This is a genomic window from Arthrobacter sp. 05L421, assembly GCF_056397785.1.
Map to the genome: position 1 here is coordinate 115,269 of NZ_JBFTOC010000013.1, position 23,804 is coordinate 139,072.

Annotated in this window: 20 protein-coding genes and 1 pseudogene; 17 read left to right on the plus strand and 4 right to left on the minus strand. The window is 66.7% G+C overall.

The genetic code is table 11. The features are described 5' to 3' along the window. The first annotated feature begins 96 nt into the window (after positions 1-96). Entirely contained in the window at positions 97-1,506 is a 1,410-nt protein-coding gene (locus AC1DKQ_RS15615) for an aspartate ammonia-lyase (protein WP_476885239.1), read from the plus strand. Positions 1,507-1,519: 13 nt separating this feature from the next. Here AC1DKQ_RS15615 and AC1DKQ_RS15620 read toward each other — a convergent pair whose 3' ends face one another. After that, entirely contained in the window at positions 1,520-1,996 is a 477-nt protein-coding gene (locus AC1DKQ_RS15620) for an Lrp/AsnC family transcriptional regulator (protein ID WP_476885238.1), read from the minus strand. Positions 1,997-2,070: 74 nt separating this feature from the next. Here AC1DKQ_RS15620 and AC1DKQ_RS15625 point away from each other — a divergent pair, with 74 nt between their 5' ends. Both AC1DKQ_RS15625 and AC1DKQ_RS15630 read left to right on the plus strand, forming a co-directional pair. After that, complete coding sequence (locus AC1DKQ_RS15625; protein ID WP_476885237.1) at positions 2,071-2,790, plus strand: HAD hydrolase-like protein; 720 nt, start codon at positions 2,071-2,073, stop codon at positions 2,788-2,790. Between the two features lie 193 nt (positions 2,791-2,983). Beyond that, a complete protein-coding gene (locus AC1DKQ_RS15630) occupies positions 2,984-3,349 on the plus strand; it encodes an aldo/keto reductase (RefSeq protein ID WP_476919531.1) in 366 nt (121 codons plus the stop codon). Between the two features lie 318 nt (positions 3,350-3,667). Here the strand turns inward: AC1DKQ_RS15630 and AC1DKQ_RS15635 are convergent, their stop codons facing one another. Beyond that, positions 3,668-5,707 carry an ABC transporter ATP-binding protein gene (locus AC1DKQ_RS15635; RefSeq protein ID WP_476885236.1) on the minus strand — a complete coding sequence of 680 codons (2,040 nt, stop codon included), beginning with the start codon at positions 5,705-5,707 and terminating at the stop codon, positions 3,668-3,670. Beyond that, a complete protein-coding gene (locus tag AC1DKQ_RS15640) occupies positions 5,704-7,446 on the minus strand; it encodes an ABC transporter ATP-binding protein (protein WP_476919517.1) in 1,743 nt (580 codons plus the stop codon). Before AC1DKQ_RS15640 ends, AC1DKQ_RS15635 begins: the two co-directional genes overlap by 4 nt. A 126-nt stretch (positions 7,447-7,572) precedes the next feature. Here AC1DKQ_RS15640 and AC1DKQ_RS15645 point away from each other — a divergent pair, with 126 nt between their 5' ends. Further along, complete coding sequence (locus tag AC1DKQ_RS15645; protein ID WP_476919518.1) at positions 7,573-8,100, plus strand: DUF427 domain-containing protein; 528 nt, start codon at positions 7,573-7,575, stop codon at positions 8,098-8,100. An 85-nt stretch (positions 8,101-8,185) separates the two neighbouring features. Continuing rightward, positions 8,186-8,566, plus strand: a complete 381-nt coding sequence (locus AC1DKQ_RS15650) for a VOC family protein (protein WP_476919519.1) — start codon at positions 8,186-8,188, stop codon at positions 8,564-8,566. Positions 8,567-8,620: 54 nt separating this feature from the next. Here the strand turns inward: AC1DKQ_RS15650 and AC1DKQ_RS15655 are convergent, their stop codons facing one another. Next, positions 8,621-9,541, minus strand: coding sequence for a 2-hydroxyacid dehydrogenase (locus AC1DKQ_RS15655; protein ID WP_476919520.1), 921 nt, complete (start codon positions 9,539-9,541; stop codon positions 8,621-8,623). Between the two features lie 135 nt (positions 9,542-9,676). Between AC1DKQ_RS15655 and AC1DKQ_RS15660 the strand changes: the two genes are divergently transcribed. The 12 genes and pseudogenes from AC1DKQ_RS15660 to AC1DKQ_RS15715 all read left to right on the plus strand — a co-directional run. Continuing rightward, positions 9,677-10,597: a serine hydrolase gene (locus AC1DKQ_RS15660; RefSeq protein WP_476919521.1), complete on the plus strand. Its 921-nt coding sequence runs from the start codon at positions 9,677-9,679 to the stop codon at positions 10,595-10,597. Between the two features lie 491 nt (positions 10,598-11,088). Further along, positions 11,089-11,754, plus strand: coding sequence for a response regulator transcription factor (locus tag AC1DKQ_RS15665; RefSeq protein ID WP_476919522.1), 666 nt, complete (start codon positions 11,089-11,091; stop codon positions 11,752-11,754). A gap of 64 nt (positions 11,755-11,818) precedes the next feature. Further along, on the plus strand, positions 11,819-13,360 hold the full coding sequence (locus AC1DKQ_RS15670; RefSeq protein WP_476919523.1) for a sensor histidine kinase: 1,542 nt from the start codon (positions 11,819-11,821) through the stop codon (positions 13,358-13,360). 215 nt (positions 13,361-13,575) lie between these two features. Beyond that, positions 13,576-14,880 (plus strand): glycosyltransferase family protein, encoded by a 1,305-nt coding sequence (locus AC1DKQ_RS15675; protein WP_476919524.1) that lies wholly within the window; start codon positions 13,576-13,578, stop codon positions 14,878-14,880. Next, positions 14,867-16,087 (plus strand): glycosyltransferase, encoded by a 1,221-nt coding sequence (locus AC1DKQ_RS15680; RefSeq protein ID WP_476919525.1) that lies wholly within the window; start codon positions 14,867-14,869, stop codon positions 16,085-16,087. Before AC1DKQ_RS15675 ends, AC1DKQ_RS15680 begins: the two co-directional genes overlap by 14 nt. Continuing rightward, positions 16,084-17,259: a glycosyltransferase family 4 protein gene (locus AC1DKQ_RS15685; protein ID WP_476919526.1), complete on the plus strand. Its 1,176-nt coding sequence runs from the start codon at positions 16,084-16,086 to the stop codon at positions 17,257-17,259. The genes AC1DKQ_RS15680 and AC1DKQ_RS15685 overlap by 4 nt, the downstream gene beginning before the upstream one ends. Then, positions 17,256-19,142, plus strand: coding sequence for an ABC transporter ATP-binding protein (locus AC1DKQ_RS15690; protein WP_476919527.1), 1,887 nt, complete (start codon positions 17,256-17,258; stop codon positions 19,140-19,142). Before AC1DKQ_RS15685 ends, AC1DKQ_RS15690 begins: the two co-directional genes overlap by 4 nt. A gap of 106 nt (positions 19,143-19,248) precedes the next feature. Beyond that, positions 19,249-20,391: a phosphotransferase gene (locus tag AC1DKQ_RS15695; protein ID WP_476919528.1), complete on the plus strand. Its 1,143-nt coding sequence runs from the start codon at positions 19,249-19,251 to the stop codon at positions 20,389-20,391. A 236-nt stretch (positions 20,392-20,627) separates the two neighbouring features. Next, positions 20,628-21,464, plus strand: coding sequence for an alpha/beta fold hydrolase (locus tag AC1DKQ_RS15700; protein ID WP_476885222.1), 837 nt, complete (start codon positions 20,628-20,630; stop codon positions 21,462-21,464). 155 nt (positions 21,465-21,619) lie between these two features. Beyond that, entirely contained in the window at positions 21,620-22,117 is a 498-nt protein-coding gene (gene uraD / locus AC1DKQ_RS15705) for a 2-oxo-4-hydroxy-4-carboxy-5-ureidoimidazoline decarboxylase (protein WP_476919529.1), read from the plus strand. Beyond that, positions 22,114-22,455 carry a hydroxyisourate hydrolase gene (gene uraH, locus AC1DKQ_RS15710; RefSeq protein ID WP_476919530.1) on the plus strand — a complete coding sequence of 114 codons (342 nt, stop codon included), beginning with the start codon at positions 22,114-22,116 and terminating at the stop codon, positions 22,453-22,455. Before uraD ends, uraH begins: the two co-directional genes overlap by 4 nt. Before the next feature lie 228 nt (positions 22,456-22,683). Further along, positions 22,684-23,804 (plus strand): annotated as a pseudogene (locus AC1DKQ_RS15715) (pyruvate dehydrogenase (acetyl-transferring), homodimeric type); the annotation flags it as partial.

The window sequence follows — 23,804 nt, forward strand, 5'->3', positions numbered from 1 at the left end:
GAGGGGCGCGGCCGGACGTTGCGCCCCTCCAATTTCCGCCCCGGGCACCAACATCAGCATCACCACGCGACGATCCCACACAGAGGATGGAAAATCATGACCACCCGCATCGAGACGGATTCGCTCGGGAGCATTCCCGTGCCGGCTGCCGTCTACTGGGGGGCACACACGGCCCGAGCCCTGGAAAACTTCACCATCAGCCGTATTCCGATCTCCCGTCACCCGCATCTGGTACGCGCACTGGCGATGATCAAGAACGCCGCGGCCCGGGCCAACGGTGAACTCGGAGTCCTCACGCCCCCGCAATCCGAAGCCATCCGCGCGTCGTGCCAGGAGATTCAGGACGGACAGCACCACGAGCAGTTTTGTGTGGACGTCATCCAGGGCGGAGCAGGCACGAGCACGAACATGAATGCCAACGAAGTGATCGCGAATCTTGCGCTGGAAAAACTGGGCCACCGGCGCGGCCAATACGAGCACCTGCACCCAATCGATCATGTAAACCGGTGCCAATCCACCAATGACACCTATCCGACCGCCATCAAGCTGGCCCTGATTTTCGCCACCGCGGAACTCAACCAAGAACTGGGCCGGCTGGCCGAAGCCGCCAGGAGCAAGGGCGCCGAATTCGCCGCCGTCGTGAAGATGGGCAGGACCCAACTTCAGGACGCAGTCCCGATGACCCTCGGGCAGGAATTCAATGCGTTCGCCGCAACAGTGGAGGAAGACCGCGCCAGGCTCCGGGAGTCCACGGGGCTGATGCTCGAGTGCAGTCTGGGCGCCACCGCCATCGGCACCGGCATCACCGCCGAACCGGGATATCAGCACCTGGTCCTGCGTGCGCTGTCCGAAATCTCCGGCGTCCCGGTTGTTCCCGCCGCAGACCTCGTCGAGGCGACTTCCGACGTCGGCGTCTTCATGCACCTGTCGGGGATGCTGAAACGGACGGCGATAAAGCTGTCCAAGATCAGCAGTGACCTCCGGTTGCTGTCCAGCGGACCGCAGAACGGCTTTGGCGAGATCGTCCTGCCTGCCCGTCAGGCCGGATCGTCAATCATGCCGGGGAAGGTGAACCCGGTGATTCCGGAGACGATAAACCAGATCGCCTTCGCGGTCGCCGGGGCAGACACGACAGTAACGATGGCGGCGGACAACGGCCAGCTCCAGCTCAACGCGTTTGAACCTGTTATTGCCCATGTACTTCTTCAGAGCATTTCCTGGCTCGAACAAGGAGTCCGTATTCTCCGGACACACTGCATGGAGGGCATCGAAGCGAACACCGAACGCCTCGGCCGCCAGACTGCAGCCTCGGCGGGACTTGCGACGGCGCTGATTCCGGCTATCGGTTACACAGCAGCAGCGGCGGTTGCCAAAGAGGTTCTTCAGAACGGATCAACGGTACTCGACGTCGTCACTGACCGGAACCTCCTGGACCGGGCGGCAGCCCAGGCCCTCCTGGACTCCGCGGTGCCGCCCGTCACGGTCGCGGAGATGTCGCCGGCCTGACGGCTCGGCCCGCTCAGTCGGCGAGGCCGGCGCCGACTGAGCCGGCTGAGCCGCGCCGGATGACACTGGAAAGCGTCATTGCCGTCACCGTGTCAGTGACGCCCGGAATTGAGGCGATCTGCTCCCAGATCTCCTGGATCCTCTCCAGCGAACGGGCCTCAACCCTCACCAGCAGATCAAAGTCACCGCTGACGACGTCACACAACACAACTTCCGGAATCGACCGCAAGGCGGTAATGACATCCAGGCCCCGTACGCGGTCCTTCCGGTAAACCATCAGGAAAGCGGAAACGGGACTCTGGCCGGTGGGGCCCGAAACCACCGTGTAGCCCTGGATATACCCCTGGCGTTCCATCCGGTCGATCCGCTGGCGCACGGCATTGCGGGACAGCAAGACCTTTGTCGCCAGTTCAGCGTGACTTATGCGTGCGTTCTTCGTGAGCTCCGCAAAGATCTTCTGGTCTATCTGATCAAGACTCACTCGATCCATGCCCACCCTTCACAGCAATCAATCCCCGGCACAACCCGAGCTGAACCAAACCCAAGACCGAAAGCTCCAGATAAATGATACTTCCGCAGCAAGCCCGTCCGACGCTCATCGACATCACCTGCGTCTTGTTCGACATGGACGGAACGCTCCTCGACTCGGCACCGGGTGTTACCTCAAGTGCTGCCCACGCCCTGGCGGCTGTCGGTGCGCCGGTCCCGGCACAGGATGCGCTGCGCCGGTTTGTCGGGCCGCCGATGATCGAGTCCTTCAGAACAGTCGCGGGACTGGATGAACCAACCGCCCAAAGAGCCCTCCAACACTACCGCAAAGCGTATGCGGATCGCGGTGCTGAGCAGTCCAGCCTTTACGAAGGAATCATCGAACTGCTCGAGGAGCTTTATTCGGCCGGTATTCCCATGGCCGTGGCCACCTCCAAAGTGGAAGACCAAGCCGTACGACTCGCGCGGCGCTTTGGCATGGAAGGCCACTTCATCAACGTCTGCGGGGCATCCGACAGCGAGGGACGGGCCACCAAAGCGGAGGTCATTGCCGAACTGCTGCTGCGCCTACGAGCCCTCGGCATCGACATCTCCAACCCGGCAATGGTCGGCGACCGAAGCCACGATGTCGAGGGAGCAGCCGGCCATGGAATCGCCACGATCTTCGCGTCCTGGGGGTACGGCGAGGAAAAGGAAGCGTCGGACGCGGCCGCAGTTGCCTCCTCCCCTGCGGCTCTGCTGCCAGTGCTCCTGAAGAACAGCCTGCGCCCTAGGGAGCAGGAACTGGGGGCCTAAGAGCGTCCGGAAAGTCTTAGCCCGCGGGACAATGAGTCAAGCCACCCGATATCAGCCCACGCGGACGGTAGCCAGCGGCGGTTTCCGTTTAGCCCGCGGCGGGCAGTGCGTCCGGAATGCGGGGCTTGGCGTTGCCGGCGAAGGTGAACTTCGCGTTATCGCCTTCGCCTTCCACGTCCACCACCAAGGCGTCCTGACCGGAAAATACGCTCCCGGCCAACCTGCGCCGGCAGCATCCCGCCTCACAGGCGAGGACGGCAAGCTCAAGTCAGACAACCGCTACCTGACCGACGACATCCTCACCCGCGTCCAGCAGCTCAAACCGCTCGCCGCGGGCGCAGGGCTGTCCATGCCCGCACTCGCCGTCGCCTGGGTGCTGCAAAACCCCAACGTATCGGCGGCCATCGTCGGTGCTTCCCGTCCTGACCAGCTCATCGATACAGCCTCCGCAGTAGGAGTGAAACTGGACCCGGCCCTGCTGGCACAGGTCGACCACATCATGGAACCGGTCATTGAACGTAACCCAGCAAAAGTGGAGTCCTTCCCGGCCCGCCCATGACCGCGCGGGCAGCAAATGACGTGCGTCTGGGAGCACGTCATCGACGAGCGCGATGTAGAAGTTGAGCTTGCCGGCGTACTCCGGCGCTCCCCGTCACGAACGGGGCATTTTTTAGTGCAGACACTGTCTGCACAACCGTTCTGCTCAACCGTTCTGCTCAACTGTTCTACCGGCCCGGCAAAGGGAACTGAGTCTGTTACTACCGGAGTCTGTGCGTCCGTTCCTACGGGCCGATAGCGGATATTACGTAAAGTTGATTTGCCCGCAGAGATGCTAAACGTCTCCGTCTTGAAGCCGACAGACGAATCGTTGTTTCCCTTAGACCTCCGCCACCGGAGCCGCGAACTGCGCGGCGTACAGCGCCGCATAGGCCCCGCCGGCGGCCAGCAGCTGAGCATGCGTCCCCTGTTCCACGATCTGCCCGGATTCCATCACCAGGATGAGGTCGGCGTCGCGGATGGTGGAGAGCCGGTGCGCGATCACGAAGCTCGTCCGGTCCGAGCGCAGGGCACTCATTGCCTTCTGCACCAGCACCTCGGTGCGGGTGTCCACCGAGCTCGTGGCCTCGTCCAGGATCAGCACGGACGGCCGGGCCAGGAACGCCCGGGCGATCGTGAGCAGCTGCTTCTCGCCCGCCGAGACATTGCCGCCCTCGTCCTCCAGCACCGTATCGTAGCCCTCGGGCAGGGACCGGACGAACCGGTCCACGTACGTCGCCCGGGCCGCCTCCAGAATGTCCGCTTCGGAAGCAGAAGGCCGGCCGTAGGCGATGTTGTCCCGGATGGTCCCGCCGAACAGCCAGGTGTCCTGCAGCACCATGCCCATCCGCGAGCGCAGCTCGTTGCGGGTCATCGCGGTGACGTCCGCGCCGTCGAGCGTGATCCGCCCGGCGTCGAGCTCGTAGAAGCGCATCATCAGGTTCACCAGGGTGGTCTTGCCCGCGCCGGTGTGCCCCACAATGGCGACCGTCTGGCCAGGCTCGGCCACGAGATTCAGCGAAGTGATCAGCGGCTTGTCCGGGGAGTAGGAGAAGGAGACGTCCTCGAACACCAGCCTGCCCGGGCCCCCGTCGGGCGCCACTGAAGGGACAGGATCGGGCCCCTGTTCCTCGGTGTCCAGGAGCTCAAACACCCGCTCGGCCGAGGCCACGCCGGACTGCAGCAGGTTGGCCATGGAGCCCAGCTGGGCCAGCGGCTGGGTGAACTGCCGGGAGTACTGGATGAACGCCTGCACGTCGCCCAGCTGCATCGCCCCGGAGGCCACCTGCAGGCCGCCCACCACGGCGATCCCCACGTAGACCAGGTTCCCGATAAACGTCATGGCCGGCATGATCAGGCCGGAAATGAACTGCGCGCCGAAGCTCGCCTGGTACAGCTCCACGTTCTTCTGCCGGAACCGCTCCTCCACCTCGCGCTGCCGGCCGAAGACCTTCACCAGCGCGTGCCCGGTGTACGTCTCCTCGATCTGCCCGTTGAGTTCGCCGGTGTGCTTCCACTGCGCCACGAACAGTTTCTGCGACCGTTTGGCGATCATCGCCGTCGTCACCAAGGTCAGCGGAATCGTCACCAGCGCAATCAGCGCCAGCGTGGGCGAGAGCAGGAGCATCATCACCAGCACGCCCACCACGGTCAGCAGTGAGGTCACGGCCTGGCTGATGGACTGCTGCAGGCTCTGGGAGACGTTGTCGACGTCGTTGGTCACCCGGCTGAGCACCTCGCCGCGCTGCACGGAATCGAAGTAGCGCAGCGGCAGCGCGTTGATCTTCGCCTCGATCCGTTCGCGCAGCCGGAAGACCGTGCGCTGCACGACGCCGTTGAGGATGTACGCCTGAAGCCAGCCGAACGCCGAGGCCAGCACGTACAGGGCAACCGCCCACAGCAGCACCGTGGCCAGCGCGGTGAAGTCGATCCCGGTGCCGGGTGTGAGCGTCATGGCGCTGAGCATGTCCGCCTGCTGGGTCTGCCCCGCCGCGCGCAGCTGGGCGATCACCTGGGCCTGGGTCTCACCGGGCGGCAGCTGCTTGGACACGACGCCGGCGAAGATCAGGTTGGTGCCCTCGCCCAGGAGCCGGGGCCCGATCACCGAGAACGTCACGCTCACGACGGCGAGGAACAGTACCAGCGTCAGCCACAGCCGCTCGGGGCGCAGCTCCCCCAGCAGCCGCCGGGCGGAGGCGCCGAAGTTCATGGCCTTCTCCGCCGGGATGTTCATCCCGGCAAACGGTCCGCCGCGGCCGGGTCCGCCCGCGGGGCGGGGGATCCGCAGCGGCGTCTGCGCGGCCGCAGGCGCCCCGGAAGCCCCCGAAGCCCCGGCAGCGGAGGCGGGGGCCGGCGTCGGCGCCTTGTCCGTGCGGCTCATGCTGCCTCCTCCGCCGCGAGCTGGGAGTTCACAATCTCCTGGTACGTCCCGGACGTCTCGAGCAGCTCCGCGTGCGTGCCGTGGGCGACGATCCTACCGCGGTCCAGCACCAAGATCTGGTCCGCGTCCACAATGCTGGAGACCCGCTGGGCGATGATCACCATGGTGGCCCCGGCGGTGTGCTGCTTGAGCGCCAGCCGCAGCCGGGCGTCCGTGGCGGTGTCCAGCGAGGAGAAGGAGTCGTCAAAGATGTAGAGCTCGGGCCGTTTCACCAGGGCCCGGGCGATCGCGAGCCGCTGCCGTTGGCCGCCGGAGACGTTGGTGCCGCCCTGGGAGATCGGCGCGTCCAGGCCGCCCTCCAGTTCCTCCACGAAGTCCTGCGCCTGCGCGATGCTCAGGGCCCGCCAGATCTCGTCCTCGGTGGCGTCCGGTTTGCCGTAGAGAAGATTGCTGCGAACCGTGCCGGAGAACAGGAAGGGCTTCTGCGGGACCAGCCCGATGTGCCCCCACAGCAGGTCCGGATGGAGTTCGCGGACGTCAACGCCGTCGATCCGCACCGAGCCAGAGGTCGCGTCGAACAGCCGCGGCATCAGGTTCACCAGGGTGGTCTTGCCGGAACCGGTGGCCCCGATGATCGCCGTCGTCTGCCCCGCCCGGGCGGTGAAACTCACGTCCGAGAGCACCGACTGCTCGGCCCCCGGGTAGGCGAACCCGACGTCGCGCATTTCCAGCTCGCCCCGGGCCGCCCGCCCGGCAGCACGCGAAACGGGATGCAGCGGCGGCCGGACGCTGGATTCGGTCCCGAGCACCTCGCTGATCCGGTCCGCGGAGACGGAAGCGCGCGGGATCATGATCGCCATGAATGTGGCCATCATGACGGACATCAGGATCTGCATGAGGTAGCTCAGGAACGCGATCATGGTGCCCACCTGCATGGACCCGTCCTCGATCCGGAACGCGCCGAACCAGATCACGGCCGCGCTGGAGACGTTGAGCACCAGCATCACTGTGGGGAACGCGAGCGCCATGAGCCGGCCGGCGCGCAGCGCGCTGTCCGTGACGTCCTCGTTGGCGCGGGCAAAGCGCGCGGTCTCCACATCCTCCCGGACGAAGGCCCGCACCACGCGGATGCCGGTCAGCTGTTCGCGCAGCACCCGGTTGACGGTGTCGATCCGGCCCTGCATGAGTTTGAACAGCGGCACCATCCGGATAATGATCGAGCCCACCCCGATCAGGAGCACCGGCACGCTGACCGCGATCAGCCACGACAGCTGCACGTCCTGCCGGATGGCCATGATCACCCCGCCGATGCAGAGCATGGGCGCTGTGACCATCAGCGTGGCGGACATCAGGACCAGTTGCTGGACCTGCTGGACATCGTTGGTGGAGCGGGTGATCAGGCTGGGCGGGCCGAACCGGGTGACTTCCTGCTCGGAAAACTCGGCCACCCGGGTGAAGATGGACCCGCGGACGTCCCGGCCCAGCCCCATCGCAGCTTTCGCGCCGAAGTAGACGGCGGCGATGGTGCAGGCGACCTGCAGCAGGGTGACCCCAAGCATCAGCCCGCCGATGTGCAGGATGTAGTCGGTGTTCCCGGTCGCGACGCCCTGATCGATGATGTCGGCATTCAGGGTGGGCAGATACAGCGAGGCTATGGACGCCGCCAGCTGGAAGACGACGACGGCGAGCAGCAGCCGGCGCTGGGGCTGCAGGTATTCGACGAGCAGTTTCCAGAGCATCCGGTCTCCACTTCACGCGTCACAGGCACTGATGTGGGTCAGTCTACGTCCGGCCGCCGGGAATGGACTGGGTTCTTCTCAGGGCGAATCCGCTGTGTCTGCTCCGGAAGATGGCAACATGGGGACATGAACCCTGCTCACGGTGTTTCCGGCTTTTTCCGGCGTCCCGAGCCCATTAAGCCGAAGGCCGGTCAAGAATCGGTGTGGGACTACCCGCGGCCGCCAAGGGTGGAGCCGCGATCGGAACGGGTCATCGTGCGGCTTGGCGGGCAGGTCATTGCCGACACCACCGATTCAGTGCGCGTCCTGGAGACGAGTCATCCGCCTGTTTACTACTTGCCATTGGACTCATTCCTTGCCGGCGCGCTCGTCCCGGTCGATGGCACCAGCTTCTGCGAGTTCAAGGGTGAAGCGCGCTACTTCGACGTCGTTGCCGGCGGCGTCGTCGTTCCCCGTGCCGGGTGGACTTACCCGGTACCCACCCGGGGTTTCGAGGCGCTCAGTACCAGGGTGGCCCTCTACCCCGGTCGCATGGACGCCTGCGAGGTCAACGGCGAGCAGGTGACCCCCCAGGGTGGTGACTTTTACGGCGGTTGGATCACCACGAAGATTGTCGGTCCTTTCAAGGGCGGCCCGGGCACTGCCGGGTGGTGAGAACATCGATTTTGCGTTCCTGCAGGACTTGCCCCCGATTTTGGGTCTGGCGCTAAAGTCCACGCGCCGGGTGTAGCTTGGCCTGATGCTGACTATTGGCTCGATCGTGATCCGGGTGGACAACCTCGAACGCCAGATGGGTTTCTGGCAGGGTGCCCTGGGCTACGAGCCGCGGTACGCGCCCGACGGCGACTTTGTCATCCTGCAGCCGCCAGGCGGTAAAGGCACGTGCATCTCCCTGGACCGCGTCCCCGCGGCCGTCCAGATCCCCCCGCGCCTGCATCTGGACCTGTACACGGACCAGCAGGACGCCGAAGTCCAGCGGCTCCTGGCCTTGGGCGCCACTCGGGTGGAATGGAACAAGCGGCCGGCGGACGCTGACTACGTGATCCTGGCCGATCCGGAAGGCAACAGGTTCTGCGTGGTGGACACCGCCGGGACGGGCAATTCGCCCGGGCCCGCGTAGCGCCCACCACCAGCCGCCTCATCCGCCAGCAGCCCGCCGTCACTGATAGGCCTTTTAGCCGCCCAGCACCACGTTGGCCGGGCCCTCGCCGGCCAGCATGAGATCGATCTGGCGCTGCAGCAGCCGGCCCATCCGGGGGCGCATCGCCGAGCTCGCGCCGCCCACGTGCGGGCTGATGATGACGCCCGGGGTCCGCCACAGCGGGTGGTCCTGGGGCAAGGGCTCGGGATCGGTGACGTCCAGCGCGGCGCGGATCCGTCCGGAGGCGGTGTGCCGGACCAGGGCGTCAGTGTCCGCCACCGGGCCGCGGGCCACGTTCACCACCAGCGCGCCGTCCGGCATGGCCGAGAGGAACGCGTCATCAATCAGGTGCCGGGTGGAGTCGCTGAGCGGAACCACCACCACCACGATGTCGTGCACGGGCAGCAGCGCCGGGAGTCCCGCAATGCCGTGGATCCGGCCACGTTCATCGGTGCGTTCCCGGCTGGCCACCCGGGTCACGCCGGTCTCGAACGGAAGGAGCCTGTCCTCGATGGCCTTGCCCACCCCGCCGTGGCCAACAATCAGGACGCGGCGGTCGGCCAGACTGGCGGTGGGCCTGGCATCCCACCGGCCTTCCTGCTGGTTCTGGATCAGCCGGGGCAACTCGCGCTGGCTGGCGAGGATCAGGGCGAGTGCCAGCTCCGCGGTGGAGGTCTCGTGCACGCCGGACGCGTTGGCAAAGACCCGGCCGGCCGGCAGGAACTCGGCCACGCCGTCGTAGCCGATCGACTGGCTCTGCACCAGGGCCGTCTCCACGGATTCCAGGCCCTGCAGGACCTGCGGGCCATCCATGTAGGGGGGCACCACGATGTCGATCCGCGGCAGGGGCGGCTCACCGGTGAGGTCCCACTCCAGGATGGTGACGTCCGGGTGCGGCTGAAGGTATTCGCGCAACGAGGTGTCAGGCAGACTGACAGTAATTTTCCGGCTCATAAGTGCCAGCGTAGTGGACCCGGCAGCGGGATTTTGCCCGACTTTGGCCGCTCCCCGCGCGCTGCGTGGACTTCGCCCCCCGCCGCGCCTAACGTCGGAGGCAGCTACCCAGTCGAGTCCGGAAGGCCCACGCACATGACGAAACCGGGCCCCCGGCCGGCCGCTCCCACCCACCGCAGGAACACGGTTCTGGTCTGGGCCGTCGCCGTGCTGGTGCTGGCCGCCGTCGTGATTCTCGGCGCCATCCGCACCGTCCCGCCAACGGCCAGTGATTTCCTTACCAAAGACTTCCTGACCAGTGACTTGCTGACGGCCTCCCAGCAGGCGCCGAGCCCGTCCGCGGCCGCCCCGGCACCCCCGCCAGCCGCCGTCGACCTCGCCGCCGGGATCAAGCGGATCATCGGCGACCACCCCGATCACAGGATCGGCGTCTCTGTAATAAACACCCGCGACGGCCAGCTGCAGAGCTACGGCGACGTGGCACCGTACACGGCGGCGAGTACCGCGAAGGTCCTGACCGCCGCCGCGTACTACCATCTGGTGGAAACCGGCGATAAGTCCCTCGACGCTCCCCTGGGCGCGTTCAACGCCGCGTTCCAGCTCAAGGCCATGATCAACGCCAGCAACAACGACGCGTGGCTGCTGCTGATGCAAGATATCGGCTACCCCAATCTCACCGCCTACGCCGCCACCCTCGGCATCACCTACGACCCCGAGAAAAACCTCATCGCACCGCCGGACATGGCGCGGCTTCTGACGCAGCTCGCCACGGGCAAACTGCTCAACGCCGATCACACCGCGGAGCTGCTGGGCTACATGCAGCACACCAATGACGAGAACCTCATCCCGGCGGCGCTCGCCCCCGGCATCACGGTGCACCACAAGTACGGCGTGGTGCTGGGCTACGTCCACGACGCCGCGCTGCTCAGCGCCGGGGACCGCTCCTACGCGGTGGTCATCTACACGTGGGGCCCGAACGACGCCGACAGCGCGGCCCGTCTGGACCTCATCCACGACCTGACTCACCAGGTCACGGGTGCCCTGTTCGGGCAGTAACGGGCACTAACGGGCACTAACACGGCAGTAATAAAGTGCACCTGCGCGGGAGCTGTTAACAGTCTGAAAATCACCCGACCAAAGGTAGCGCACGCTCCATTACAGGGGCAGGATGAAAGAAGCGGGAATAGTCTCAGCCGCAACTGCCCGATGGAATCCCACAATGCTGGGCCGCCCTCTGGAGGAGCACAGATGTCCATTCCTTCTGAATCGCGTACCTGCCGTCCCGCCGAAACCGGGACCCTCGCTCCCCCACGGCCCGCCGCGCCGCCCTGACCGGAACGCGCCGCCCAAACCGCGGGCCCCGCACCCTTGGGGCCCGGAACCGCCCGCACTCCGGGCAGATCGAGGCTGCTGGGGCCTCGGATTCCTCCCGACTCGTGAGCAGGAGACGCCGCAGTATTGGGACAAGCCAGGATCCCGTTTTACGGCCCGCACCGACGCGCGGCCCAGAGGGAACTCCCGGACCCGGGCTTTTCCAGGGAGTCACCTTGATCCGCATCCTCATTGCAGAAGACGAAGAACGCATCTCCCGGTTCATCGAAAAGGGCCTGCGCGCGGCAGGCTACGCGCCCACCGTGGTGGCCGACGGCGTCACGGCCGTGGACTACGCCTCCAGCGGCGAATTCGATCTCCTGCTCCTCGACATCGGGCTCCCCCGCTTGGACGGTTTCGCCGTCCTGGCGGCGCTGCGCCGCGGCCAGGTGGGCATCCCGGTCATCTTCCTCACAGCCCGCGGGTCATCCACCGACACCGTCGCCGCGCTGGAGGGCGGCGCCGACGACTACATCGTCAAGCCGTTCCACTTCGATGAACTCGTGGCCCGGATCAAGGCCCGCATCCGCAAGGGGGACACCGGCGATGTGCTGGCGGGAAGCGTCATGCGCTACGGGCCCCTGGAACTGAACCTGCTCACCCGCACGGTCAGCGTGGACGGCCGGATGGTAGAACTCTCCGCCCGCGAATTCGCCTTGGTGGAAATGTTCCTCCTCCACCCCGGCCAGGTCCTGAGCCGCCAGCAGCTGCTCAGCCATGTCTGGGGATACGACTTCGACGGCACCTCCAACGTGGTGGACGTGTACGTGCGCCAGTTGCGGATGAAACTCGGGGCCGACCGCATCCTCACCACCCGGGGCGCCGGGTACCGCCTCAGCTAGGCAAACTCTGAGCGACACGGAGAAACGCTGCAAGGCCAGCCGATCGTCACAGGAAGGGAACAGAGTGGCCACCTTGGATGAACGTCCCAGCGGGGACGCCCAGGCCGGGCTGGCGGCTGCCTCTCCTGAGTCGGAAGTCCAGGACCCGTCCGGCTGGGGCGCGAAGTTCCACTCGGTGCGTTTCCGGGTGGTGGCGGCCATGCTGGGCATGATGCTCGCCGGGCTCGTCACCGCGGGGTTGGTCACGTTCGTGGTCCAGTTCCAGGAGTCCGATGCCAGGCTCGACCAGGCGCTTCAGGACAGGGCCAACGCCGTGGTGAAGCTCGTCCAGACTAAGAAGAAAACGTCCGGGGACTACGCCAACAGGACGTACATCAGTGCCCTTCACGAGGCCGCGGAAGATATCGAGCCGCGCAACAACGAGGTCATGGCCGGGATCGTGGACGGGCGCGTGGCGTGGACCGTTGAGGGCAACGGGGACAACGCCCTCCTGAAGAACACTTTGTTCGCCGACGCCGCCGAGCTCAGGAACCCGGCCGGCGCGTCCTTCGGCGAGCTGAATTCGGATGGCCGCCCGCTCCGGACTGTGGTGCTGCCCATGAGGGGCGTCACCGGGACGTTCCTCTTGGTCGGTCGGGACGCGGGCGACCAGCGCGCACACAATGCCAGCACGGTCCAGACGTATTCGCTGGTGGCCCTCGGCATGCTCTCAGCGGCCGCGCTGATCGGCGGCATCGTCGCCGGGCGGCTGCTCGATCCACTCCGCCGTATGCGCGAGACTTCCAGGGCGGTGGGCCCGGAGGACCTCACGCAGCGGGTGGAGGTGCGCAAGGGCGAGGACGACGTCACCCTGCTGGCCAAGACCTTCAACACCATGCTGGAAAGGCTGGATGAGGGCGCCCAGCAGCAGCAGCAGTTCCTGGACGACGCCGGCCATGAGCTGCGGACCCCGCTGACCATTCTCCGCGGGCACCTCGAACTCTTGACCGTGGATGATCCGGACGATGTCATCGCAACGCGTGATGTGCTGCTGGACGAGGTGGACCGGATGCAGCGCCTCGTGGACGACCTCCTGCTCCTCGCCAACTCCGGGGACCCCGGCTTCATCCGGCGGGAACCCGTCCGGATCCCGGAGTTCCTGGACCAGGTCATGGATAAAGTGCACGTCCTGGCCGACCGCCACTGGCAGATCGCTGAGAGAGCCGACTACACGGTGGAGGCGGATCCGCAGCGACTCACCCAGGCCTTGGTCCAGCTCGCTGCCAATGCCGTCAAGTACACCGGACCGTCCTCCACAATCGCGCTCGGATCCCGGATTGAGCACCCGACGGCGGACGACGGCACCACGCTTCCCCCGCTGGACACCCTCCTGCTGTGGGTGCGCGATGACGGGATCGGCATCGCCGCCGAGGACCAGCAACGAATCTTCGAACGGTTCGGCCGGGCGCACACGGGCCGCGGCGGGGAGGGCTCGGGGCTGGGCCTGGCCATCGTCTCGGCAATCGCCCAGGCCCACGGCGGCGTGGCCACAGTGGAATCCGAATACGGCCACGGGGCCACATTCCTGATCCGGATCCCCCTGCAGTCCGCCAGCATCCGCGTCTGAACTGGCCGCGTCTGACTAACCCCCGCACCTAACCGGGCGCCTACCTCAGCGCGGGCGCCGATGCGAGGCCTTCGCTGAGAAATCCTTAATCTTCTCCTCATCCCACCCTCACTCTTGGGGGGCAGGCTGGTACCTATCATCGGAGAGCGCCGGCACCGGGGACAGTTGCGATCGCAGTCGGGCCCGGGGCACCAGGGGGCGGGGGAGGATTTGCTGTGGAGCCACTGCGGATAGTTCTGTACTCGCATGATTCAGTGGGCCTGGGGCATGTGCGTCGGAATCTGGCACTGGCCCACGCGCTGAACAACCAGCTTCCCGGCTTGATCGGCCGCCCCGTCACCGGAATCCTCATCACCGGCACAGCCCTGGCCCCGGCGTTCCGGTTGCCCGAGGGATGGGACTGGGTGTTGCTTCCCGGCGTGGCGAAGGGGTCCGGGGGCTACCTGCCCCGGAACCTGGCGTTGCCCATGCACGAACTCGTGCCGCTGCGGGCCCGGCTGCTGCAGGCAACGCTGGCCGGGTTCTCCCCCCATCTGGTGGTGGTGGACCGGCACGCCACGGGCGTCCACGGCGAACTCGAAATAGCCTTGCGGCGCGCACGCACCGCCGGGCCCGTGCGCGTGGTGCTGGGCCTCCGCGAGGTTCTTGACTCGCCCGCCGCGGCCCTCAGCGAATGGGCCAAGGTGGGCGGGCCCCGCGTGGTCAAGGCCCTCTTCGATGCCATCTGGGTCTACGGCGATCCCGCAGTCCACGATCCCGTGGCCTCCGGCGAAATACCGTTCGCTCTCCGAAAGCTCATCCGGTACACGGGCTACCTCGCCGATGGCCGCCCTTCGGTTTCCGGCACCAGCTGCATGCCCGGCCGGTACTGCATGACGACGGTCGGCGGGGGCTCGGACGGGTATGCCCTGGCCCGCGTCGCCGTCGCCACGCCGGTCCCGGACGGGCTGGGACACCTTGTGGTCGCCGGACCCCAAATGCCCGCAGAGCAACTCAACGACCTCCGGCAGCAGGCACGCCCCAACGTCAAAGTGGTGCCCGTAGTGGATGACATCGTGTTCCACATCCGGCACGCCGGCGCCGTCGTGGCCATGGGCGGCTACAACACGGTGTGCGAGATCATGAGCACCCCCGTCCCCGCGCTGATCGTGCCCCGCACGCAGTCGCGCGCCGAGCAGCGGATCCGGGCCGCGTCCCTGGCCGCGGCCGGGTACCTGGAGCAGCACGACATTGGCTCGCTGACCCCCGAGGGCCTGGCCGGCTGGCTGGCCGCCCGCCTCGGCACCACCGTGGACCGCCGTCGAGCGGTGCTGGACGGGTTGATCCGGGTCCCGCAGCTGGCCGCCGAGCTGCTGCAGCCGCTGGAAAATTCCGATCTGGCCAGTTCCGATCTGGCCACTTCCGATCTGGTCAACGCTGATCTGGCCAATTCCGATCTGATCAACGCAGATGAGTTCCGGGCGGACGAAAGCGTTGCCGCAGCCCGTTCGAAGGGCGGTGCGAGCCGTGTCGCCGTCTGAACCGGGGACCGCCTACGTCCTCAAGATGTATCCGCGATTCTCCGAAACGTTCATCGTTGCGGAAATCCTGGCCCGCGAGGCGGCGGGGGACCGGATCGAGATCTTCTCGCTGCTGCCCACCAACGACGCCCGGTTCCACCCCGAGCTCGCCCGGGTCCAGGCACCGGTGACGTACATTGACCGCCCCATCAAGACGGTGGCGCTGTGGGAGGCCCTCCAGTTGGCCGAGGAGGCGGGGCTCACGGCAGCCATTGGCCGGAATTTCGCCGAACTCGCCGCCGTCACGGCGGACGAAGCCGTCCAGGCCATCAACCTGGCCACCGCCTTGCAGGGCCGGAACATCCGGCACATGCACGTCCACTTCGCCTCGGGCGCCACGACGGTCGCCCGGCTGGCGTCCTTCATTGCCGGCATCCCCTTCTCGTTTACGGCCCACGCGGTGGATATCTTCCATGAATCGGTCCGCGACGACGATCTGCGGCGCAAGCTCGAGCAGGCCCACCACGCCGTGACCATCAGCCAGTACAACATCCGCTACCTGCGCCGCCGCTTCCCGGGCTCGACGTCCCGGCTCCACCTGGTGCGCAACGGCCTGGAGCTGGAGCGCTTCCCTTACCGGGAGCCCCACCCGCTCGGACCTACCCTGAGGGTCGCCGCCATCGGTCGCCTGGTGGAGAAGAAGGGCTTCCAGCATCTGTTGCCCGCGGCCGCGGAACTGCTGGACCAGGGGGTCAAAATGGACCTCCGGATCGCCGGGACCGGGATCATGGCCGAGGAGCTGCAGGCCAGCATCGATCAGCTCCGGCTCGGCGGGTACGTCCGCCTCCTTGGCCCCCAGACCCAGGACCAGGTCCACGAACTGCTCAACTCCGCCGATATCTTCGTGGCGCCCTGCGTGGTCGGCGCCGACGGCAACGCGGACGGCATGCCCACGGTCCTGCTTGAGGCCATGGCCACCGGCGTCCCCTGCGTCAGCACGTCCGTCACCGGGATTCCCGAGGTGGTCCGGAACGGCTCCACCGGGATCCTGGTCCGGCCGGGTAACCCGCACGCCCTGGCCCGCGGCATCCGCACGCTCGTCTCCCCCGTCACAGACCGGCTTGCCATATCCCGCAATGCCCGCGCCGTGATCGAGGAGGACTACGACGTCCACCGCCAGGCCGAGCTCCTGAGGTCCCTCTCGCGTTCGGAAAGGAGAGTCGCATGACACGCGTGGCATACGTGTGCGCCGATCCCGGCGTGCCTGTTTTCGGCACCAAGGGTTCCTCGGTGCATGTCCAGGAAATCGTCCGGGCGTGGCGCGGGACCGGCGCTGCCGTCACGGTTTACTGCACCCGGCTCGGCACCGAGCGGCCCAGCGATCTTGCCGATCTCGACGTCGTCGAAGTCAAGCCGGAATCCGTCCCGGCCCCCGCCCGGGAACGGGCGGTCCAGGACGCGGCGCTGGGTCTGGCCGACGAGGTCCTGCGCAACGGCTGCGGGCTGTTCTACGAGCGCTATTCGCTGTTCAGCCCCGCGCTGTCCGTGGTGGCCCGCATCCTGGACGTGCCGTCGGTACTCGAGGTCAATGCCCCGCTCATCGAGGAGCAGCAGCGGTACCGTCAGCTACTGGATGTGAAGAAGGCTGAGACGGTGTTCCGCCGCAACGCCGCAACGGCCGACGTCGTCGCTTGCGTCTCTGATCCCGTGGTGCGCTGGGTGCGGGCGCGGGTGCCGACGGCCAGGACTGTGCTGGCACAGAACGGCGTGAACGTCGAGCGGATCCCTGGCCGCCGCCCCGGCCGCCGGAATCCGGACCACCTCACGGTCGGGTTTGTCGGAACCTTGAAGCCGTGGCACGGAGTCCCCGCCCTGCTGCACGGCGTGGCCCTGGCCAACCAGCGGACCGTCGACCCGGGCCTGCGCTGGCAAGTCCAGGTGGTGGGTGACGGCCCCGGGCGGGAGGATCTCGAACGCCTCGCCGAGTCCCTCGGCGTGCCAACGGTGTTCACCGGCGCCGTTCCGCCGACTGCCGTGCCCGGACTCCTGGCAGAATTCGACGCCGCCGCCGCCCCCTATCCCCCGGACGCCCCCGGCCAGGACGATTACTTCTCGCCGCTAAAGGTCTTTGAGTACATGGCAGCCGCGCTTCCCGTGATTGCGAGCGCCGTGGGCCAGATCCCGTCCATCATCGAGGACGGCCGCACCGGAATCCTCGTCCCGCCCGGGGAGCCGGCCGCCCTCGCCGATGCCCTCATCCGGCTCGGCGAAGACCCGAACCTGCGGGAAAGGCTCGGGCTCGAGGCCCGCAGCGAAGCCGTGCAGAGATTCAGCTGGAGCGGTGTGCTGTCCCGGATCACCGGGGCCCTGCCGCCTGCCCGCAGACTGGCACGGCAATGACCACCGCTGCCAGGCATGTGCACCCCCGTGGCCGGCGGACACTGTGGCGCAAGACCCGCGCCGACGCACCCGCGGAACCCACTCCGATGTTGCGGACGTTGCGGTGCATCCGCCCGCATCTGCGTGGGCACAGGCTCCTCATCACCTGGGGATTCATTGCCATGGCCGTGGAAATCCTCTTCCGGCTTCTGGAGCCGTGGCCGGTGAAGATCGTCCTCGACTCCGTCTCGCACTCCCTCGGCGCCAATCTGCGCAAGTCCCCGCTTAGCGTGGAAGCAAGCACCGAGGTGCTGCTCTTCTGCGCCGGCGCGGTGATTGTCATCAGCCTGGTCCGGGCCGTGGCAAGCTACGTGTCCGCGATTGCGTTTGCCCTCGTGGGCACCCGCATATCCTCCGAATTGCGCGCCCGCACCTTCCGCCACCTCCAGGGCCTGTCGATGCGCCACCACAGCCGCGCCTCCACCGGCGACACGGTCCAGCGGCTCGTCGGAGACGTGTCCCGGCTGCAGGACGCGGCCGTCACTGCGGGACTCCCTCTCCTCGGCAATTTCGTGTCCCTGGTCGCAATGATGATCATCATGCTCTGGCTCGATCCCTTCATCGCCCTGGTGACGTTCCTGTCCATCGGAATATTTGTCTTGTTGTCCCGCAAGAGCTCCGGATCGATTACTACTGCGGCCCGCACGTCACGCAAGGGCGAAAGCGCGCTGGCCACCACCGCAGCACAGACACTGGGAGCAATGCGTGAAGTCCAGGCGTATGGACTCGAAGACACCCTCAGCTCGGGCTTCCGCAAGAGCAACCAGGCAGCACTTGGCTCAGGGGTGGCCACGCTGCGGCTCTCTGCCAGCCTGCAACGGAAAACCGACGTCCTGACGGGACTTGCGACGGCGGTGGTCCTGGCTGCCGGCGGATGGAGGGTGATGCAGCATGCGATGACACCCGGGGATTTGGTCGTTTTCCTGTTCTACCTGAAGACCGGACTGAGGCCGCTCAAGGATGTGGCCAGGTACACGAGCCGCATCGCCCGCGCCACGGCCTCCGGGGAACGGGTGGCGGACCTGCTCGAGGCCCAGAGTGACGTTCCCGAGGCACCGCACGCCGTCGCCCTCAAGAGCCCGCACCCGGACATCGTGTTCGACCATGTATGGGCCGGCCACTTCGAAGAAACCGCCGTGCTCAGGGGGATCACGCTGACCATACCAGCGGGTCAACACTGTGCCCTGCTGGGGCCCTCCGGGGCCGGGAAGTCCACGCTGGCAAGCATGATCCTTCGGATGGTGGACCCCTGGGAGGGGAGTGTCAGCCTCGGGGGGCAGGACCTGCGGGCCCTGACGATCGCTTCCGTGCGCGCCCATGTCTCGATCCTGCTCCAAGACTCCGTGCTGTTCGGAACCTCGGTCCGGGAGAACATCAGGTTCGGCCGCCTCGATGCCACCGATGAGGAGATTGAAGCCGTGGCTGCCCTTGCCCAGGCCGACGGTTTCATCCGTGCACTGCCCGAGGGCTACGAATCGGTCCTCGGCGAGGCGGCCAATGATCTTTCCGGCGGCCAGCGTCAACGGCTGGCCGTCGCCCGCGCCATGCTCCGCAAAGCGCCCATCGTGATCCTGGACGAGGCGACGGCCGGGCTCGATCCGGCATCTCGGGATTCGGTCCTCGACGCCCTGGACACACTCACCGAGGGCCGGACCTCCATCACGATTACCCACGACGTCAACTCGGCCCAATCGTGCGACCGGGTGATCTGGCTCGAAGACGGCGAAATCCTCGAAGACGGGCCCCCACAGTCGTTGCTGGCCGATCCGGACTCCCGCTTCGCCGGCTGGGTCCATCGGCAGCAGACCGCAGAACCGGGTGAACTGTTCAAGGTGCCGAAATGAGCACCGCCCTGCAGGGACCACAGCTGCAGGAACAATGGCTGAAGGGACCATGGCTGCAGGCGGCCCCGGCGTACTGGCATATCCGCCGAGCCCTGGATGTGATCGCATGAGCTGGCGTTCGCCGGTCCCGCGGTCCGCCGTCGACTCTTCCGGGCAAACCTGGCAGATCCATCGGGCGTGGCCGGACAGCACGGTGGGCGACTACGTCCTGGAGGTCGTTGCGGCGGGCCAGGCCGGCGTCCGGGGAGGCGTGTTGCGTGCCGGAGCGTTCGATCTGTTGCCCGAGGACGATCCGGCGCTGCCGTCCCTGCGGGCGGAGGCCCGGCACGGAGAACTGGTGTCCTACCGGCCGCACATGCGGGCCGTCATCCGGGCCGGGGCCGGCTACATCAAGGTCTTCCTGCCGGGCGGTGCGATTGTGCCCGCCGAACGCTGCGCGCAAACCGAACTTCTCCTGGACCCCGGGACCTTCACGGCGCCCAGGGTGCTGCGGAACTCTCCGGACGTCATCGTCTTCAGCGCCGTTCCCGGCCGGACGCTCGGGGATTTGGCCGACGACCCCACGGGTCTCAGCGATGCAGGGTTCGACCGGCTCTGGGAGCAATGGCAGCTCGCCTGGACCGCCCACGTGGGCAGCTCCGCCGGGCACGCAGCCCTGGACGCCCTGCCCGTCCATTCCCCGGAGGTCGAGGTCGCAGATCTGCGGCGTTGGGTGAAGCGGTGGCTGCGGCACTACAGTGCCATCCCGGAAGCTGCAGCCCACGGAGCCGCTCTGAGTGCCCGGGCCGACCAAGTGGCGCGGAACCTGCTCCGGACGGCACCGGATCCACTGGTCTGGGCGCACGGCGACCTCCATGACAAGCAGATCCTGGCCGCCGGAGGCTCCGCGCCGCTGGGCCTGCTGGATTTCGACGACACCGCCCAGGCCGAGGCCGCCCTGGATCTGGCCAACATGGACGTACATCTGGAACTGCATGCCCGCCACCCCCGCACGTCGCTGGAACGGTACATGGCGGCCCACACCCGGATCCTGGCCGCCGCGGAAGAGCTCCACGTCAGCCCGGACCGGTTCCATGCTTATTCCGACGGCGCCTGGCTGCGGCTGGCCTGCTCCCCCCTGCCGACGCGCTCGAGGATGGCCCTGGCTGTGCTCGACGAACGTGCCGCGGACAGGCCGCTCGCGTCCGGCTACGCGTCCGGCTTCGTGTCCAGCTTCGTGAGCGAGGCGAGGGAAACCGGGGGCCGCTGACATGGGCAGGCACCCGCCCGTACCGGCGGCCGTAGGCCGCCCTGGCGGAGGAGTTGCGCATTCCGGATGGTGAACAGGCCCTAGCGGCGGGGGTGGTCCCGGCCGCTAGAGTGGGGCCCACATACTGACTGCACTGCACATTGAACGCCCAACATCGACCGCCCAAGATCGAACCACACCGAACCACACCGAACCACACCACCAAACCGAACCGCACTCACGGGAGGACCGCTGGCATGGCTTACATCAAGGTTGGAACCGAAAACAGCACAGACGTTGAGCTCTACTACGAGGACCACGGGTCCGGTCAGGCCGTGGTCCTGATCCACGGCTACCCGCTGGACGGCTCGTCCTGGGAGAAGCAGACCACGGCCCTGCTGGGCGCCGGCTACCGCGTCATCACCTACGACCGCCGCGGCTTCGGCAAGTCCAGCAAACCCACCGACGGCTACGACTACGACACGTTCGCGGCGGACCTGAACACGCTCCTGAGCGACCTGGACCTGACCGACGTCGTGCTGGTGGGCTTCTCGATGGGCACCGGCGAGGTGGGCCGGTACCTCGGCACCTACGGCTCTGCCCGGGTGTCCAAGGCCGTGTTCCTGGCCTCCCTTGAGCCCTACCTCCTGCAGACCGAGGACAACCCCGCCGGCGTCCCGCAGTCGGTCTTCGACGGGCTGCTGGAGGCCGTGACCGCGGACCGGTACGCCTTCTTCACGGAATTCTTCAAGAACTTCTACAACAGCGAGACGTACCTCGGCACGCCCCGGCTCAGTCAGGAGGTGATGAACGCCGGCTGGAACCTCGCCACCAGCGGCGGGCCCACGGCGTCGGTGGCAGCCCAGCCTACCTGGCTCACGGACTTCCGTGCCGACATCCCCAAGATCGATGTCCCGTCCTTGATCGTGCACGGCACGGCAGACAACATCCTGCCGATCGACGTCGCGGGCCGCCAGTTCGCCAAGGCGCTGCCCAGTGCCGAGTACGTGGAGATCGACGGTGCCCCGCACTGCATGATCTGGACCCACGCGGCGGAGGTCAACGAGGTTCTGCTGCGGTTCCTGGCGAGCTAGCCGGGGCCGTAGCCGCTCCCGGCCGCCGGTTGACACCCGCCACCCGGTACTGTTCAATCTTTTGCATATGCTGAAATAACAGTTCCACGATACGAATATTCTCTTTGTATAGCCCTACGCCGTGGATGCCAGCATTGACGCAAAGGATCTGGCACATGCTGTTGGAAGACTTTAACGCTGCCGGACGCGCGGAGGCTGCGGCCGCCCTGCGTCCCTGCCTGGACATTGGGCGGTGGATACAGGAGATCGTCGATTCCCGGCCCTTCGGCAGCACCGGCAGCCTCCTCGAAGCCGCCGGCCGCGCTGCGGAACCCTTCACCGATGCGGAAGTGGAGGCCGCCCTGGCCCACCATCCCCGCATCGGCGAACGGGCAGCAGGAAACAGCGCGGAGGCCCGCCTCTCCCAGGCGGAGCAGGCGACTCTCGGCGCCCCGGATCCGGCCGTCGCGTCAGCCATCGCCGAGGGAAACCGGAACTATGAAGAGAAATTCGGCCAGGTCTTCCTGATCCGCGCGGCCGGCCGCAGCCGGGAGGAGATCCTGGCCGCCCTCAACACCCGGCTCGCCCACACTCCCTACGAGGAACAAGTGGTCATCGGCCAGCAGCTGCGCGAAATCGCGGTACTCCGACTCGAAGGACTGATCGGCGCATGAGCACCTCCCACATCACTACGCACGTCCTGGACACCGGCTCCGGCAAGCCCGCCGCGGGCGTCGCCGTCACCTTGGACGTGCTCGACGCCGGCCGCTGGGTCAGGATCGCGGCCGGGGCCACGGATGACGACGGGCGCGCCAAATCACTTGGTCCCGACCGTCTGGACTCCGGCACGTACCGGCTGGGCTTCGACACCGGAGCCTATTACGCCGCCGCCGGGACCGAGACCTTCTTCCCCGAGGTCACCCTGACATTCGCTGTGTCCGAAGCGCAGGCCCACTACCACGTCCCGCTGCTGCTCAGCCCCTTCGCCTACTCCACCTACCGGGGCAGCTAAAGCCGCAACCGTTAGCTCCAACCCCAAAAAGCAACGCGGGGTCAGATACGGCCCATCCCGGGCGCCTTAATGGGCCGTATCTGACCCCGCGTTGGTTGTGTCGCCCGATTGTGACTGCAGGGCCGTCTTGACGCGCGGATCGCCGCCTAGATAATCTCGAAATGCAAAAAAGTTTTCTCACAGAATGAAAACTTGAGCCAACTATTCAACGATGAAAAGAGGTTGGACGTGGCTGCAGGAGAAGATACCTCCCATATCCTCAGCGGGTTGACAAACCAGCTGCCTGATCGTGATCCGGAAGAGACCGCCGAATGGCTGGAGTCCCTGGATACCCTGATTCAGGAACAGGGCACCGAACGTGCCCAGTACATCATGCGCAGCCTGCTTCAGCGGGCCGGGGCGCAGAGCGTGGGTGTTCCGATGGTCACCACCACGGACTACGTCAACACCATCCCGGTGGACCAGGAAGCGGAGTTCCCCGGGGACGAGGAGATCGAGCGCAAGTACCGTGCCTGGCTGCGCTGGAATGCCGCCGTCATGGTGCACCGGGCGCAGCGGGCCGATATCGGCGTCGGCGGGCACATCTCCACCTACGCCGGTGCCGCGACGCTGTACGAGGTCGGGTTCAACCACTTCTTCCGCGGCAAGGACCACCCCGGCGGCGGGGACCAGGTCTTCTTCCAGGGCCACGCCTCCCCCGGCATGTACGCCCGCGCCTTCATGGAGGGCCGGCTCTCCGAGGAGGACCTGGACGGTTTCCGGCAGGAGAAGTCCAAGGAGGGCCATGCCCTGTCCTCCTACCCGCACCCGCGGCTGATGCCGGAGTTCTGGGAATTCCCSACGGTCTCGATGGGCATCGGCCCGATGAACGCGATCTACCAGGCGCAGTCCAACCGGTACCTGCACAACCGCGGCATCAAGGACACCTCGGACCAGCAGGTCTGGGCGTTCCTGGGCGACGGCGAAATGGACGAGCCCGAGTCCCGCGGCCTGCTCCAGCTCGCCGCGAACGACAAGCTCGACAACCTGAACTTCGTGGTCAACTGCAACCTCCAGCGCCTCGACGGACCCGTCCGCGGCAACGGCAAGATCATGCAGGAACTGGAGGCCTTCTTCCGCGGCGCGGGCTGGAACGTCATCAAGGTGGTCTGGGGCCGGGAGTGGGATGACCTGCTGGCCAAGGACGAGGACGGCTCGCTGGTCAAAATCATGAACGAGACCGTCGACGGCGACTACCAGACCTACAAGGCCGAGTCCGGCGCGTTCGTCCGCGAGCACTTCTTCGGCAAGACCCCGCAGACCAAGGAAATGGTCCAGGACCTGACCGACGACGAGATCTGGAACCTCAA